The sequence below is a fragment of the Nocardioides sp. genome, assembly GCF_036274455.1.
In the GTDB taxonomy this organism is placed as follows: domain Bacteria; phylum Actinomycetota; class Actinomycetes; order Propionibacteriales; family Nocardioidaceae; genus Nocardioides.
This window is the reverse complement of the sequence record NZ_DASUFR010000176.1, coordinates 1-15813: the sequence shown is the minus strand read 5'-3', so window position 1 is coordinate 15813 and position 15813 is coordinate 1. Positions and strand designations below refer to the sequence as shown.

Here is a 15813-nt window from a genome sequence, read left to right as displayed (position 1 = left end):
TTCATGGTGTCCTCTCTCGTGCCCCGGGTCGCCTTCGCTCGAACGCGAGACGTGAACCGGAGCCAGCGGTCCAGCGTAGTCAACGCCCGGCTCACGCGTCACATTCCCGCGGTGCCCCCATCGCCGTGGCCGACAGTCAGGCGCGCCAAGCGGAGCCGGTTGCAGGGGTCACCGGATACCCGGCTCTTCTGACTGATCCGTGGGTGGGCGGCCGCGCGCGTAGCACGCCGCAACCCGGCTTTGCCGAGGATCTCCGGCACCAGGTGCCGATCTCCCTCCGCAGACCACCGATGGGGCTGGTGGTGCCCGCGCATTGCAACGGCGCGGCGAAGCCCGCCGTTGTGCGCCCCGTATCACCGCGCGAAGCGGAGCCGGTTGCAGGGGTCACCGGATATCCGGGGACCCCTGCGCTTCTGTAGCGAGATCTCGGCACAGAAGCGGATGGGTCGCTACAGAACCCACGGCGGACCGGTGCGGACCGGTGCGGACCGGTGCGGCCCGTCGGCCCGCAAGGCCGTCCGCCACCGAGCCAGACGGTGCCGACGCCGCGCCCGGCGTCAGCCGACCCGGGCGAGCAGGGCCTCGACCCGGGACGCGAGGTCCTTGGGCGAGAACGGCTTGGTGATGTAGTCGTCGGCGCCGGAGTCGTATCCCGTCTGCACGTCGGACTGCTGGGCCCGGGCGGTCAGCAGGATCACCGGGATGTCCTCGAGACCCGGGTTGGTGCGCAGCTCGCGGACCACCTCCAGGCCGGTCAGGCCCGGCATCATCACATCGAGGACCGCAAGGTCGGGATGCGTGGTGCGGCAGGCGTCGACGGCGGAGCTGCCGTCGGCCACGGTGACGACCTGGTGCCCGAGGCTCGCCAGCTTGAACTCGACGAGGTCGCGGATGTCCACGTCGTCGTCGGCCACAACGATGAGCGCCACTTGCAGCCCCCTCCACAGGTCTCTGGGCCGAGTATCCAGAAAGGGGCGGGAGCCGCGCGGTAGAACCGCCAAATCTGCTCAGGAGCGCTGCGCCGCGCTCAGCACCTCGTCGTTGCGCTGGGTCTTGCGGAGCCTGTCCAGGAGCCCGGCGACGCCGTCCTTCGCGGCGAGACCGCGCCGCAGCCGCTCCAGGACGGCGGACTGCTGGTCGCCGACCAGCGCCGCCTCGTGGCGGGTGCCGGACTGGACCAGGTCGACCGCCGGGAAGACCCGGTCCTCCGCGAGCGAGCCGTCCAGCCGGAGCAGGAGGTTCTCGGTCCCGGACAGCTCCTGGAGCACCTGCTCGTCCACGGTGGAGCCCGAGTCGGCCAGCGCGGTGGCCAGGACGGTCAGCGAACCGCCGTCCTCGATGCTGCGCGCGGCGCCGAACAGCCGCTTGATCGCGGTCAGCGCGGACGGGTCCACGCCGCTGGACAGGCCGCGGCCGCTCGCCGGGGCCGCCGCGTTGTACGCGCGGCCCAGCCGGGTGAGCCCGTCGATGAGCACGACCACGTCGTGGCCGAGCTCGGCCAGCCGCTTGGCCCGCTCGACCGCGAGCTCGGCGACCGTGGTGTGGTCGCCCGGAGCCTTGTCGAACGTCGAGGCGATGACCTCGCCCTTGACCGTGCGCTGGAAGTCGGTGACCTCCTCCGGCCGCTCGTCGACCAGGACCACCATCACATGGCACTCCGGGTTGTTGGTGGTGATCGAGGTGGCCAGGGACTGCAGCAGCGTGGTCTTGCCGGCCTGCGCCGGCGCCACGATCAGGCCGCGCTGACCCTTGCCCACCGGTGTGACCAGGTCGACGACCCGGCCGATGAGGTCGTCCGGACCGGTCTCGAGCTTGAGCCGGCGATGCGGGTGGACCGGCGTCAGCCTGGCGAAGTCGGAGCGGTTCTTCACCGACTCCGGATCGGCTCCGTTGACGCTGTCGATGCGCACCATCGGGTTGAACTTCTCCTTGCGCTCGCCCTCCCGGGGCTGGCGCACCTGTCCGACGATGGCGTCCCCGCGACGCAGGCCGTACTTGCGGACCATCGAGAGCGAGAGGTAGACGTCGTCGGCGCCGGCCAGGTAGCCGCTGGTCCGGACGAACGCGTAGTTGTCGAGTACGTCGAGGATCCCGGCGGCCGGAACCAGGACGTCGTCCTCGAGGATCGTGGTGTCGGGCTCGTTGCGGCCACCGCGGGTGCGGTCGCGGTCCCGGCCCCGGCGGCGCCGGTTGCGGCGGCCGCCCTCGCCGTCGCCGTCCGCGTCGTCGGCCTGCTCGGCCTCCTGCTGGCTCTGCTGGTTCTGCTGCCCCTGGCCGCGCTGGCTCTGGTCGCGCTGCTGGCCCTGCTGACCCTGCTGACCACCCTGACCACCCTGACCGCGTTGCTGACCCTGGCTGCGCTGCTGCTGTTGCTGCTGTTGCTGCTGTTGCTGCTGGCCCTGCTGCCGGTCCCGGCCGCCGGTCGAGCGGTCGTCGTCGGCCTTCTGCTCCTCGCGGGGCTGGCGCTCCTGTCGCTCCGAGCGTTCCGAGCGTTCCGAGCGCTCCGGGGTCTCCTGGCGCTCCGGCCGGGACTCCTCCTGGCCCCCGGACCGGTTCCCACGGGACTGGTCACGGGACTGGTCACGGGACTGGTCACCGGACTGGCCCGCCTGGTGCGCCTTGATCGCGTCGACGAGCTGCGCCTTCTTCATCGAGCTGGCGCCCTTGATGCCCAGGCCCCCGGCCAGCGACTTGAGGTCGGCCAGCAGCATCGTGTTGAGACCGCCGCTCTTCTTCTGCGCCTTCTTGGCAGGGGCGGTCGTGGTCTCGTCCTGAGTCTCTGTCACTTTGTTCCTTCGCTACGCCGAGCAACCCTGACAGACAGGGGTCAGCGACAAATCGGAAGAGGTTGTGGCACCTCAGATGCGGTGCCGCGCCGAGAACCGGCGCGGTTTCAATGTAGCAAACGGCTACTCGACCACCGCGCCGCGGGTGTCGACGGCGAGCCGGTGGTGCATCCAGCCCGGGGGGCAGTACGACGCCAGGTCGACGCCGTCGGGCACCAGCACCAGCACCGACGGCCCGGCGCCCGAGACGACGGCCGCGTGACCATCGGCGCGGAGCCGGTCGACCAGGTCGAGCGAGGCGGGCATGGCCGGCCGCCGGTAGTCCTGGTGCAGGTAGTCGCGGGTCGCGCGCCACAGCTGGTCGGGCCGGCCGGCCAAGGCGGCGACCAGCAGGGCCGCCTTCCCCGCGTCGGCGGCCGCGTCGGCGTGCGGGACGGTGAGCGGCAGCAGCCCGCGGGCCACCTCCGTCGACAGTGGCTCGGGCGGCACGAAGACCGCCGCCGCGATCCGCGCGTCGACGGGCGCGGACACCGCGTAGCTCGAGCCGTGCTCGTCACGGCCCGCGATCACGAAGCCGCCCGCCAGCGCGGGGGCGACGTTGTCGGGGTGCCCCTCCATGTCGACGGCGAGCTCGAGGAGGGCGTTGTCGTCGAGCCGCTCGGTCCCCTCCTCGGCGAGCGCCCGGGCCAGCACCAGCCCGCCGACGATGGCCGCCGAGGACGAGCCGAGCCCCCGGGCGTGCGGGATCGAGTTGCGGCACACCAGCCTGATTCCGCCCGGCTGGCCACCGAGCGCGTCGAAGGCGAGCCGCATCGCGCGCACCACGAGGTGCTCGTCGTCGAGAGGTAGGGCGCCGGCGCCCTCTCCCGTCACCTCGACCGACAGCCCGGAGCCGGCCGGCTCCGCCTCCAGGACGTCGCGCAGGTCGAGCGCGAGGCCGAGCGAGTCGAAGCCGGGACCGAGGTTCGCCGAGGTCGCTGGGACGCTGACCCGAGCCATCAGGTGGTCATGCCAGCCCGGCGGCCCGGGCCGCCTCGGCCACGTCGGGGTCGATCACGGACTCGACGAGCGGGCCGAAGCCCTCGAGCGCGGTGGCGGTGTCCTTGAGCCCGTGACCGGTGACGGTGACGACGACGGTGCTGCCGGCGTAGGAGTCGCCCCGGTCCAGGTCGGCCAACAGGCCGGCGATGCCGGCGGCTGACGCCGGCTCGACGAACACCCCGTCCCTGGCCGCCAGGTCGCGCTGCGCGGCCAGGATCTTTTCGTCGCCCACCGCACGGAACCGGCCGTCGGACTCGTGGGCCGCGGCCTCGGCGAGCTTCCACGACGCCGGGTTGCCGATCCGGATCGCGGTGGCGCGGGTCTCCGGGTCGGGGAACGGCTCGCCCGTGACCAGCGGCGCGGCACCGTCGGCCTGGAAGCCGAACATCCGGGGCTTCCGGGTGGCCAGGCCGAGGTCGAAGTACTGGGTGTAGCCGAGCCAGTACGCCGAGATGTTGCCCGCGTTGCCGACCGGCAGGAGGTGGAAGTCGGGCGCGTCGCCGAGGAAGTCGACGACCTCGAACGCCGCGGTCTTCTGGCCCTCGAGCCGGACCGGGTTGACCGAGTTGACCAGCGCGACGGGGTGGTCCCACGCCAGCCCCTTGGCCAGCTCCAGGCAGCCGTCGAAGTTGCCGCGGACCATGATCACCCGGGCGCCGTGCACGATCGCCTGCGCCATCTTGCCGGCCGCGATCTTGCCCTCGGGGACCAGCACCAGCGGTGTGAGCCCGGCCTTCGCGGCGTACGCCGCCATCGAGGCCGAGGTGTTGCCGGTGCTGGCGCAGACCACGGCCTTGGCGCCGTCGTGGACGGCGACCGAGATGGCCGCGGTCATCCCCCGGTCCTTGAACGAGCCGGTGGGGTTGTCGCCCTCGACCTTGAGCCAGACCTCGGCGCCGGTCAGCCCGGACAGCCACTCGGAGTGCACCAGGGGCGTGCCGCCCTCGCGGAGCGTGATCGCCGGCGTGCCCTCCGGGATCTGGAGGAGGTCGCGGTACTCCTCGATGACGCCGCGCCACTGGTGGGTGCGCGCGGTCATTCCTCGCCGCCCTCGACGCGCATCACCGAGGTGACCTCGCGGACGATGTCGAGGCCGCGCAGGTGGTCGACGGTCGCAGCCAGCTGCGCGTCGGTGGCACTGTGCGAGACGACGACGAGCTGCGCGTCGTCGTCGCGCCCCTCCTGCCGCACGGTCTGGATCGAGACGCCGTGCTCGGCGAAGGCGAGCGCCACGGTGGCCAGGACGCCCGCCTTGTCGTCGACGTCGATGGCGACGTGGTAGCGCGTGACGGTCTCCCCCATCGGCAGCACCGCCCGGTCGGCGTACGCCGACTCACCGTGCCCGCGCTTGTCGTCGAGCACGTTGCGGGCCACGGTGACCAGGTCGCCGAGGACCGCGCTTGCCGTCGGGGCGCCGCCGGCTCCCGGGCCGTAGAACATCAGCTGGCCGGCCGCCTCGGACTCCACGAAGACCGCGTTGTAGGCCTCGCGGACCGAGGCCAGCGGGTGGCTCCTCGGGATCATCGCCGGGTGGACGCGGACCGCGACCGAGTCCCCCCTGAGCTCGCAGATGGCGAGCAGCTTGACCACCGACCCCATGTCGCGGGCGGACTGGACGTCGGCCGCGGTCACCTCGGAGATGCCCTCGCGATGGACGTCGGAGGCGGTGACCCGGGAGTGGAACGCGAGGCTGGCGAGGATGGCGGCCTTGGCCGCGGCGTCGAACCCCTCGACGTCGGCGGTCGGGTCGGCCTCGGCGTACCCGAGCTCCTGGGCCTCCTCCAGCGCCTCGGCGAAGCCCGCTCCGGAGGTGTCCATGCGGTCGAGGATGAAGTTGGTGGTGCCGTTGACGATCCCCAGCACCCGGGTCACCGAGTCGCCGGCCAGCGACTCGCGCAGCGGCCGGATGATCGGGATCGCGCCGGCCACCGCCGCCTCGAAGTAGAGGTCGCGGCCGGCCTTCTCGGCGGCCTCGAACAGGGTGGGGCCGTCCTCGGCCAGCAGGGCCTTGTTGGCGGTCACGACGCTGGCGCCGTTCTCGAGCGCGGAGAGGATGAGGGTGCGGGCCGGCTCGATGCCGCCGATCACCTCGATGACGAGGTCGACGTCCTCCCGGGCGACGAGCCCCTCGGCGTCGGTGGTCAGCAGCCCCTCGGGCACCTTCACCTCGCGCGGGGCGTCGAGGCGGCGGACGGCGACGCCGACGAGCTCGACCGGCGCGCCCACGCGCGCGGCGAGGTCGCCGGACTGCTCCTGGAGCAGCCGCACCACCTGCGAGCCCACCGAGCCGCAGCCGAGCACCGCGACCTTGAGTCGTCTGTCCGTCACTGGCCGATCCCAACATCCGTAGCGAGCAGGTCGTCCAGAGTCTCGCGGCGGACGACGACGCGCGAGGCGCCGTCCCGAACCGCGACCACCGGCGGCCGCAGCGTGTGGTTGTAGTTGGAGGCCATGGACCGGCAGTAGGCGCCGGTGCCCGGCACCGCCACCAGGTCACCGGGGCGCACGTCGCCGGGCAGGAACTCGTCCTTGACCACGATGTCGCCGGCCTCGCAGTGCTTCCCGACGATCCGGGCCAGGACCGGTGGGGCGTCGGAACGGCGGCCGGCCAGGGTGCAGGAGTAGTCCGCGTCGTAGAGCGCGGTGCGGATGTTGTCGCTCATGCCGCCGTCGACCGAGACGTAGGTGCGGGTGGCGCCCCCGTCGAGCTCGACCTCCTTGACGGTGCCGACCTCGTAGACGGTGCACATCGCGGGTCCGACGATCGCCCGGCCGGGCTCGATGGACAGCCGCGGCTCCGCGATCCCGAGCGCCCGGCACTCGTGCGCCACGATCTCGCTCATCTCGTGGGCGAGCTGCTTGGGCTCCGACGGGTCGTCCTGGGTGGTGTAGGCGATGCCGAAGCCGCCGCCGAGGTCGAGCTCGGGCAGCTCGGCACCGAGCTCGTCGCGGACCTGTGCCTGCAGGGCGAGCACCCGGCGCGCGGCCACCTCGAACCCTGAGGAGTCGAAGATCTGGCTGCCGATGTGGCTGTGCAACCCGAGCAGCTCGAGGCTCGGGGCGGCGAGGACCCGGCGTACGGCGTCGAGGGCCTGGCCGTTGACGATCGAGAAGCCGAACTTCTGGTCCTCGTGCGCGGTGGCGATGTACTCGTGGGTGTGCGCCTCGACGCCCGCGGTCACCCGGACCATCACGGGCTGGGTGCGGCCGAGCCCCTCGGCGACGTCGGCCACGCGCTGGATCTCGTGGAACGAGTCGACGATGAGCCGGCCCACGCCGAGGGTGACCGCCTTCTCGATCTCCGCCAGGCTCTTGTTGTTGCCGTGGAAGCCCACCCTGGCCATGTCGATCCCGGCCCGCTCTGCGACCGCGAGCTCCCCGCCGGTGCAGACGTCGAGGCTGAGCCCCTCCTCCGCGGCCCAGCGGGCGGTGGCGGTGCAGAGGAATGCCTTCCCGGCGTAGAAGACGTCGAAGTCGCCGAACGCCTCCTTGAACGCGCGCGCCCGCGCGCGGAAGTCCGCCTCGTCCAGGACGTACGCCGGCGAGCCGTGCTCGGCCACGAGGTCGACCAGGCTCACTCCCCCGACGGTCAGCACGCCGTCCGCCTTGTGCGCGGTCTGCGACCAGAGGTGGCCGACGAGCACGTTGGGGTCGCTCGGCTCGCGGAGCCACGACGGGGCACGCAGCGCACCGGGGGCGTGGGCCCACCCGGCCTCGTGGGTCACCGGTCGCTCACATCCGCTCGGGAGCGGTGACGCCGAGCAGGTCGAGGCCGTTCTCGAAGACGATCCGGGTGGCCCGGACGAGGACCAGGCGAGCCCGGTGGAGGTCGCCGGGTTCCTCGTCGCCCTTGGGCAGCACCCGGCACTCGTCGTAGAACCGGTGGAACGTGGCCGCGGTGTCCTCGAGGTAGCGCGCGATCCGGTGTGGCTCCCGCAGGTCGGCCGCACCTTGCACCACACGAGGGAACTCGGCCAGCGCACGCAGCAGGTCGCCCTCCTTCTCGTGGGTCAGGAGCTCCGGGTGGGATTCCGGGGCCAGCTCGAGGTCCGCGGCGTTGCGCAGGATGCTCGCCGTCCGCGCGGCGACGTACTGGACGTAATAGACGGGATTGTCGTTGGACGCCCGAGTGATCTGCTCGATGTCCAGCGTCAGGGGCGAGTCCTGGGGGTAGCGCGCGAGCGAGTAGCGCAGCGGGTCGACGCCGATCTCCTCCATCAGCTCCAGCAGCGTCACCAGGTCACCGGCCCGCTTGGAGAGCTTGACCTCCTCGGAGCCGCGGACGATCTTCACCAGCTGGCCGATGAGGACCTCGATGTTCTCCTCGGGGTCGTCGCCCGCGCACGCGGCCATGGCCTTGAGCCGGCCGACGTACCCGTGGTGGTCGGCGCCGAGGAGGTAGATGCACTTGTCGAAGCCGCGGCTGCGCTTGTTGACGTAATAGGCGGTGTCGCTGGCGAAGTAGGTGAGCTCGCCGTTGGAGCGGATCAGCACCCGGTCCTTGTCGTCACCGAAGTCGGTGGTCCGCATCCAGAGCGCGCCGTCGGCGTCGTAGAGGTGGCCGAGGTCGCGCAGCTTCTCGAGCTGGGCCGCGACGTCGCCCTGGTGGAGGGCCCGCTCGGAGAACCAGACGTCCATCCGGGTGTTGAACCGGGCCAGCTCCTCCTGCTGCTCCTTGAGCTGGAGCTCGTAGCCCTTCTCCCGGAACTCCTCCATGGTGGTTGAGTCCGGCTGCTCCTGCTTGACCTGCCGGGCGAGCTCGGAGATGTAGGCGCCGTGGTAGCCGTCGTCGGGCACTGGGAGCCCGGCCGCGGCCGCTCTGAGGGACTCGCCGAACAGGTCCATCTGCCGGCCCCGGTCGTTGATGTAGAACTCCCGGGTCACCTCGGCGCCGGCGGCCTCGAGCACGCGGGCCAGCGCGTCGCCGACCACTGCCCACCGCGTGTGGCCGAGGTGGATCGGCCCGGTCGGGTTGGCCGAGATGAACTCGACGTTCACCTTCAGGCCGGTGCTCTCCTGGCGCCCGTACGACGCGCCGGCCGCCACGATCTGCTCGGCCACCACGCCCTGGGCGCCGGTCTCGACGGTGATGTTGAGGAATCCGGGGCCGGCGATCTCGACGCGGGCGATGCCCTCGACCTTGACCAGCCGGTCCTGGATCTGGCCGGCCAGGTCGCGGGGGTTCTTCCCCGCCTTCTTGGCCAGCTGCAGGGCCACGTTGGTGGCGTAGTCACCGTGCTCCCTCTGCCGCGGGCGCTCGACCGTCACCGCACTCGGCACACCGTCCGGAAGGGTGAGCTCACCTTCCGCGGACAGCGCTTCCAGCACGCCGACGATGGCCGCGGACAGCTGCTCGGGAGTCACCGGTCAAGGGTATCGGCGCGTTCGGGGGCCGCTGACACCAGTTTCTCCGCGCGGACACCGCACGGGTAAGGTTCCGGTCGTCCCTGGCCCCCGTAGCTCAGGGGATAGAGCACCGCCCTCCGGAGGCGGGAGCGTAGGTTCGAATCCTACCGGGGGCGCCCTCCTCAAACACCGTCTGACCTGCGGAAACGTGTTTCGACTTGTAGTCAGTCAGGTGGATTACTTCGGCTTCGGGCAACGCTCGGGCAACACGGGGCAACAGAATTTCGCCCTCTTCGGCCGCAGTTGTCCACAGGCCGTCGTCGAACGCCGACTGCTGCCGGGCACGGTCGAGAGCGTCGGCGACCTCGTCGAGCCGGTTCTCGAACAGGTGGCCGTAGGTGTCCATGGTCATGGTCGCCGACGCATGTCCGAGCATCTGCTGGACGACCTTCACGTCGGCTCCGGCGGCGATCGCCAGGCTCGCCGCAGTGTGCCGCAGCTCGTGCGGGTGAAGACCCGGGATCCCGATCGCCGTAGCGGCGGCGTCGAAGTGCCCGCGGCGGAAGATGGCCGCGCGCAGCGGCGAGCCGCGGCGGACCCCGGTGAAGACGAGCTCGTCGGGCGCCAGCGTCTCGAGGTGCGGCGCCAGCTCGTGAACGAGGAAGCGTGGCAAAGGGACCTCACGCCGCTGGTGGGTCTTGGGTGTGCCCCAGACCAGGCCCTTGCCCTGCACGACGGTGACGGACTCGGCGATGACGGCTCGGCGACGCTCGAGGTCGACCCGGCCCGCGCGCAGCGCCGCCATCTCGCCGAAGCGGACACCGGTGTAGGCGAGGAAGAGGACAGCAAGGCGGTACGGCTCGTGGGCCCGCTCGGCGTACGAGCGGTGCTTGCTCGGGTTCGAGGGGTATCCGCACTCCCGAGCTAGGTGCTCGACCTGGCTGATCGTGAGGTGGCGCTGCTCCTGGCGGACCGGCCTCGGCAGGTTGATCTTCTCCGCGACGTTGCGTCCCAGCCGTCCGTCCCGGACCGCGAGGTCGAGGATGAGCGACAGCGTGCGGTGGATCTTCCGGACGGTCGAGGGCGACCGGACGACCGAGAGCCGGGTCACCCAGGCCTGGACCTCGGCGTGGGAGACCTGCGAGAGCCGCACGGAGCCCCAGGTCGGCACCACGTAGGTGCGGACGATCCCGGCCGATCGCTCATAGCTGGACGGCTTGAGGTGCGCCTGCCCGGCCAGCCACTTCTCGGCCCACTCCCCCACGGTCAGACGGGCGCGCACCGGGTCGACGTACATGCCGGAGTTCTTGGCCGACTCGACGTTCGCCAGGAAGCGCCGGGCGTCGGCCCGTCTGTCGAACGTCTTGTTGCGCTGGGCGCCGGCCGGTGTCCGGTAGTGCACTCGGTAGACGGTGACGCCGTCACGCTGGCGCCTCTCGATGCTGGCCATCGTGACCTCCCGTGTCCTGATTCTCTCAGGCGAACGTGGGGTCGGTGGTCCGCTGCTTCTGCTCCTGGATCCAGGCACGCAGGTCGCCGATCGTGGTGACCAGATGCCGGCCGATCTTGAAGAAGGGCGGGCCGTCACCGCGCTGGCGCCACCACCGCAAGGTGTTGACCGGGACGCGGAGGATCTCGGCGACCTCGGGCAAGGTCAGGAAGTCCTCGTCGTTGCCGACCGGGATCGATGCTGTCTGGATCATCGTGGTTCCTCTGTGCCAAGGCAGAGCCTCTCTCCGCCACTTACCTTCCAGAAGCAACAGCGACCGAGCCGAATCGGTCACTTCCGCCTGCCCGGAGTTGTTCTGTACACCTCGCCAAGGTCGACGATGGCGTTTGCGAGCCGCGTCAGCTGGTCGAGGTTCGACTGCTGGCCGTTGATGAGAACGTCCGCCGACTCGACCTCGCGACCGGCCGGGTCGATGGTGACGTGCAAGGAGAGCTCGATCGGATCGCAGTACCTCGTGCCTTCATCGCAGACCTGCTTACCTATCGGGTCTTCGACCGTGACCAGGGTCTGGTGTACGCAGCGACCTTCGTTGCTCCAGAGCCGAGAGGCGTGCTCGTCGGCACTGACCTCGCACCAGGTCGGGCAGGTGATCTCGACCTGCGCTGATCCGGTCCGGGTCAACCCGCTTTCAGGGTTGGGAGATGATTCGTCCACGGTGCTCGTGCCTCCAGTGCACTTGTGCCGAGGCCTCGGTCCGGTGTTCCAGCACCGGCCGGGGCCGCTCCTGATATCAGGAGTCACGACCACGTTGGCAGCCCCTCGAGATTTGTTCGGCCCACGAAGCACAAACCTGTGGAGTCGGAGTGTTATCCACGGAAGTCCGTCTCTCACCGGGCAGGTCCCAACGGTCTCCGGTGCTCGTCAGCGTCCGCGGTTGACCTGCGCACAGGTCTGTCCGATGGCGACGACTGGGGGCGGTCCTTGGCGGCGGGAGGACGCACCTGCGTGCTGGTCTTCTGGGGACCTTCGCAAGCCCGCGCGCCGCTGCCCGTTGACGCGACCAGATCAGTCGCCGAGCAACGAGGACAGTCTGGCTAGAAACAGGTTCACCTGCTGCTCCATCAGTCCTGCCCGCTCGCGGCTGAGCTCGTCGTGGTCTCCGTGGGCGGCGGCATTGCGCAGTCCTGCCATCGCCTCGACGTCCTTCATGTCCTGCTTGCTGATCACATCTGCGCTACGCAACGCCTTTGCGTAGGCGCCGATGCTTCCTGGGCCATTCACGGTGAACCCCCTCTCCTCCACAGCGCCTCGCAGCGCGACCTCAAGGGCGGCGCCCGCGAGGACAATCGGAGCGGCTGGGTTGACGTGCTTATCGGCCACGAGTGCCCGTACTTGCTCCATCAAGTCTGTGCTTGCCATGGCGCGCACGCCCATTGCGTCCGCACCCACGATTGAGGAGTAGCCCTCTTCTACTGAATCTGCCCAAGATTCGAGGACGTCGCCGATTTGGCGTGCACCACTTTCGGTGGACTCGCGTCCACCATGATCGTCGTAGACCCACTTCGCGCGCTGGAACCATTGAGAGTCTTCACCCGCATACTGGCGAAGGAAGTCGAGCGCCGCGGCGGCTCGCGCTTTGATCCTTCCCAGATCGGTCTTGTCGTTGGCCGCCCAGAAGCCTCCATACACGCCGTCGGAGCGTTCGTAGCGCATGTCGAGCCGAACCTCTTCGGCATAGCGCCGCGCTCGAGCAATCAACTCGTCCTTAGACTTCACGACGCAGACCCTAGAAGCAGCCGACGACAGCCGGCTGGCGCGGCCTGTCATGTCACTCCGTCCGCCTGGGTAGGAAGCTGAGTTGAGGTCTGTCCGCCGGCGTAAGCCTCGGCGGGCCATCCTGACTACTCACTTGGTTCGATCTCGAGGATCTCGGCCGCCGAAGGAAGCGCTGTCACGCCCCCTCGGCGATTAGAGTCGCGGCCGAGTCCGCGTCGACGTTATTCGGGGAGTGCGCATGTGGGGTTCAGAAAGGCGCTTGGACGACTACCTGCGTGGCCGCCTGGAGGATGCCCTCGGCGAGTTGGCCAGGATCGAGCCGGACGTTCTCCTTGCCGAGAACGCGGATGTGACGGTCGCTGGCCTGCTTCAGAAGCACATGCCGGACGAGATCAAGGTTGATTGGGCGGGAGCAACGCGCACTCCTGTCACTGAGGTCACGACGCAGTTCCGGGACCAGTTTGACCGCGAAGAGATCTATACGGTGCCCGCGAGCAAGGTGGTCGTGTCATTTCCGGTCTCCGGCACGACCGAGATGCTGGATTACCAAGCTTCGACGTTCAGTATGGGGGGGAAGTACGGCAAGATCTCGGGCGGCAGCGTCGTGGTCGAGATCGTCGAGCGGGCGCTCGATGCCGACACGGTCCGCCAGCGAGTTGATCAAGTCAGGCAGGACATAGACAAACGTGTCGCCTGGGCAAACGGCGATCTCATCAGTTTCCGGGCCAGCGCCGAGCAATCCATCCGGGCCAGCCTCTCAAGCCGCCGAGAACGCATTCTCAACGACCGCCAAGTCGAGGAGGCGCTGGGCATACCCGTACGAAGCTCGGCAGTTCCACGGCCGCCCGTTCCCGCTCGGCGCAAACAGGTCACACTCCAGAGCCGTACAGCGCAGGCAGACTTTGTCCCGGAGCCGGTACTCGACGAGGCCGTCTACCAAGACGTGCTCGACGCCGTTCGGGCCTGGGCGACATCCCTTGAAAGAACCCCCGGCACAGCGGCCAAGCTCGACGAGGAAGAGCTCCGAGACTTGCTGCTTGGGAATTTGAATACCTACTGGCAGGGGGGCGCTGGCGGGGAGTTGTTCAACGGCAGCGGCAAGACCGACATTCTCATTCGTCACGGCGACCGCAATGCCTTCATCGCCGAGTGCAAGATTTGGCGAGGACCAAAGGGAGTGGCGGAAGCCCTCGACCAGTTGCTTGGCTACCTCGTGTGGCGTGACAGCAAGTCCGCTCTCATCGTCTTCATCAAGACGGCCGACCCCGCGGCGACGCTTGAGAAGCTACACAGCGCCGTAGAGGCGCACCCGCGCTACATCCTCACGAAGGACACGAGCACGCCCAGCAGCCGGGTCGACTACATCGTCACCGCAGATGATGAAGGTCGACGCGTCTCGCTCGCAGTTATCCCGGTCATCATCCGGCCGGCCGGCTCGTGAACTGAAGACCGATAGCGTCATTCTGGGTGACGCGACCGCGGTCAGCGACTCACCGATGACCCCACCTCGCGGGAGTTGGACGTTTGATAGGGAGTCGTCGACCCTGACCGAGGCGACGAGGCCGGTTGCAGCGCCCTTTGAAGAGCGGCCCGTTGAAGCGTCACTTCGGCTCGAGAGGCAGGGCCGTAGCGGTCGATGTCGTCCAAGGCTGTCGCGGCCGCGTGCGTCGGTCCCAGGTCGGCGCGATCGCGGTTGAAGACGTCGATCCATTGACGTCGTGCGTTGTCGGTCGAGTCGGCGACCAGGTGCGCGACGTTGCGCTGGCGGCCGCGGGTCATGCCTACGTAGGCGGCTGCCGCGCCGGTGTCGTCGCCGACGAGCAGGTGCGCGCTGGCGACCGTGTCGCCTTGCGCGCCATGCGCGGTGGTGGCGTACGCCAGCTCGAGGTGTAGCTGAACGTAGTCCCTGGGCAGCGATCGCCGCCCGCGGACTCCAGTCACAGTGGCGCCGCCGTCCTCGGTCAGCGACTCGATGATCCAAGTGTCTCGATTGGCGACACCGAGGCCGCGGTCGTTCTCTCGCGTTGCGACCTGGTCGCCGATCCCCATGCGCTGTCCCGCTCGCGTGGTGAGCGAAGTGGTGTCGTCGACTCGGCCGGCGTCGACGAGCAGGTCGTGGACGAGTGCGTTGAGGGCGGCGACCTGTTCTCGGGTGTTGGCGACCAGGAGCGGTGGATCCCCTTCGGTCAGCCACTCCGTGGCCAGGGCCTGTTGGCATTCGACCTCGCTCGCGTGGATCGCGATTCGACCGGTACCGAGGAGGGTGTCGAACACCTCACCACGACGCTCACCAGTCCGCATCAGCAGGCTGAGCGCCGCGTACTTTGGGTCGGTGAACCGGTGGACGGAGTCGAGGGTCAGGAGTGCCTCGGGATGGGCCCAGCGCGCAGCCAGGTCGAGCACTCCCCCGCGACCGACCGCTGGAAGCTGGTGACGGTCACCGACCATCGTCAAGTTGGCACCGGTCTCGTCGGCGATAGTGATCAGGGCGAGCGCAGTGTCTTGGTCGAGCATTCCTGCCTCGTCGATGAGCAGGACGTCGTCGTAGTCGAGTCGCGCGTCCTGGTGAGGGCTGTGGGGGACGCGGCTCCAGGCGCCGTTCTCGTCCCACCTGAAGCCGTACTGGTGAGCGAGCCAGGCGGCGGAGAACGCCCTGCCGCCGGTTTGGTGAGCGGCCACGTGGGCAGCCTTGAGCGTCGGGGTGACCACGACGAGCTCGTTCCCCCACGCTGCCAGCTCGTGCCGTGCGGCGGCGAGCGTCGCGGTCTTCCCGGTCCCGGCGGCGCCCTCGATGACGAGGAGCTCTGCGTACCCGGCCAACGCTTCGACGACGCGACGCTGGGTCGGGTCGAGGCCGTCTTGGGGCAGCGTGACCGGCTCCGCCGGTCGGTCGGCGCGCCGCTGGAGCCGGGTGGTGAGCTCCTCCTCGACATCGAGGACGCGCCGGGAGGTGAGGGCGCGGACGTGTTCGGGAACGTCGTCGCGGCCCAGCAGAGGCACGCAGGCGGCGACGACGCGGTTGGTGAGGTCCTCGGCCAGCTCGGTCCGGGCCGCGGGGTCGGCGACCACGCCGAGGGAGGCGATCTGGAGTTCGACCTCACCGCGGATGTCGGCGGTGTTCCAGGCTGAGCGGGCCGCGCCGAGTCTGGTGAGCACGGTGGTGAGCACCGCCTGACGGTCGATCTGCCCGGGGAGCAACCGTTCGACCGCTCGGCTGGACGTCGGTGGGGTGAAGCCGAGCTCGAACAGTTCGTTGACCCAGCGTCGCGTCAGCTCGGCACCATTGCTGGGCACCAGCTTGTCCGGTCGCGCGTCTGCCCAGGCTCGCGCATCCCATGCGCGGCGCAGTCGCGGCCCGGGCTCCTCACCGGGATGCCCGGCGCGCCACTCGGCCTCATACCGGTCGGCATTGCG

General features: G+C 69.7%; 13 protein-coding genes, 1 tRNA gene and 1 pseudogene. 3 read left to right on the top strand and 12 right to left on the bottom strand.

Annotated features, from left to right (window positions below; genetic code table 11):
• Positions 1–557: 557 nt before the first annotated feature.
• The 7 genes from VFV89_RS17660 to argS form a co-directional block, all read right to left on the bottom strand.
• Positions 558–929, bottom strand: coding sequence for a response regulator transcription factor (locus VFV89_RS17660; RefSeq protein WP_329707274.1), 372 nt, complete (start codon positions 927–929; stop codon positions 558–560).
• 78 nt (positions 930–1007) lie between these two features.
• Positions 1008–2786, bottom strand: coding sequence for a transcription termination factor Rho (gene rho / locus VFV89_RS17655; RefSeq protein ID WP_329707273.1), 1779 nt, complete (start codon positions 2784–2786; stop codon positions 1008–1010).
• A gap of 123 nt (positions 2787–2909) precedes the next feature.
• Positions 2910–3785 (bottom strand): homoserine kinase, encoded by an 876-nt coding sequence (gene thrB / locus VFV89_RS17650; protein WP_329707272.1) that lies wholly within the window; start codon positions 3783–3785, stop codon positions 2910–2912.
• A 7-nt stretch (positions 3786–3792) separates the two neighbouring features.
• Positions 3793–4866: a threonine synthase gene (thrC, locus tag VFV89_RS17645; protein ID WP_329707271.1), complete on the bottom strand. Its 1074-nt coding sequence runs from the start codon at positions 4864–4866 to the stop codon at positions 3793–3795.
• On the bottom strand, positions 4863–6155 hold the full coding sequence (locus VFV89_RS17640; protein ID WP_329707270.1) for a homoserine dehydrogenase: 1293 nt from the start codon (positions 6153–6155) through the stop codon (positions 4863–4865). The genes thrC and VFV89_RS17640 overlap by 4 nt, the downstream gene beginning before the upstream one ends.
• Entirely contained in the window at positions 6152–7552 is a 1401-nt protein-coding gene (lysA, locus tag VFV89_RS17635; protein WP_329707269.1) for a diaminopimelate decarboxylase, read from the bottom strand. Before lysA ends, VFV89_RS17640 begins: the two co-directional genes overlap by 4 nt.
• A gap of 7 nt (positions 7553–7559) precedes the next feature.
• On the bottom strand, positions 7560–9191 hold the full coding sequence (gene argS / locus VFV89_RS17630) for an arginine--tRNA ligase (protein ID WP_329707268.1): 1632 nt from the start codon (positions 9189–9191) through the stop codon (positions 7560–7562).
• Positions 9192–9277: 86 nt separating this feature from the next.
• On the opposite strand from argS, the gene VFV89_RS17625 reads away from it, so the two are divergent.
• Positions 9278–9349: transfer RNA gene (locus VFV89_RS17625), tRNA-Arg, on the top strand.
• A gap of 260 nt (positions 9350–9609) precedes the next feature.
• Here VFV89_RS17625 and VFV89_RS24870 read toward each other — a convergent pair.
• The 4 genes and pseudogenes from VFV89_RS24870 to VFV89_RS17600 form a co-directional block, all read right to left on the bottom strand.
• Positions 9610–10470: pseudogene (locus VFV89_RS24870) on the bottom strand (tyrosine-type recombinase/integrase); the annotation flags it as partial.
• A gap of 178 nt (positions 10471–10648) precedes the next feature.
• On the bottom strand, positions 10649–10876 hold the full coding sequence (locus tag VFV89_RS17610) for a helix-turn-helix domain-containing protein (RefSeq protein WP_329707265.1): 228 nt from the start codon (positions 10874–10876) through the stop codon (positions 10649–10651).
• A gap of 77 nt (positions 10877–10953) precedes the next feature.
• Positions 10954–11337, bottom strand: coding sequence for a hypothetical protein (locus VFV89_RS17605; RefSeq protein ID WP_329707264.1), 384 nt, complete (start codon positions 11335–11337; stop codon positions 10954–10956).
• Positions 11338–11688: 351 nt separating this feature from the next.
• The gene (locus tag VFV89_RS17600; RefSeq protein ID WP_329707263.1) at positions 11689–12399 is read right to left on the bottom strand and encodes a hypothetical protein; all 711 of its coding nucleotides are present in this window, start codon (positions 12397–12399) and stop codon (positions 11689–11691) included.
• Between the two features lie 259 nt (positions 12400–12658).
• Here VFV89_RS17600 and VFV89_RS17595 point away from each other — a divergent pair, with 259 nt between their 5' ends.
• Complete coding sequence (locus VFV89_RS17595) at positions 12659–13840, top strand: hypothetical protein (protein WP_329707262.1); 1182 nt, start codon at positions 12659–12661, stop codon at positions 13838–13840.
• A 41-nt stretch (positions 13841–13881) separates the two neighbouring features.
• Here the strand turns inward: VFV89_RS17595 and VFV89_RS17590 are convergent, their stop codons facing one another.
• Positions 13882–15219 carry an ATP-dependent DNA helicase gene (locus VFV89_RS17590; protein ID WP_329707275.1) on the bottom strand — a complete coding sequence of 446 codons (1338 nt, stop codon included), beginning with the start codon at positions 15217–15219 and terminating at the stop codon, positions 13882–13884.
• On the opposite strand from VFV89_RS17590, the gene VFV89_RS17585 reads away from it, so the two are divergent.
• Positions 15139–15528 carry a hypothetical protein gene (locus tag VFV89_RS17585; RefSeq protein ID WP_329707276.1) on the top strand — a complete coding sequence of 130 codons (390 nt, stop codon included), beginning with the start codon at positions 15139–15141 and terminating at the stop codon, positions 15526–15528. The two genes, VFV89_RS17590 and VFV89_RS17585, sit on opposite strands and share 81 nt — an antisense overlap.
• Positions 15529–15813 lie beyond the last annotated feature (285 nt).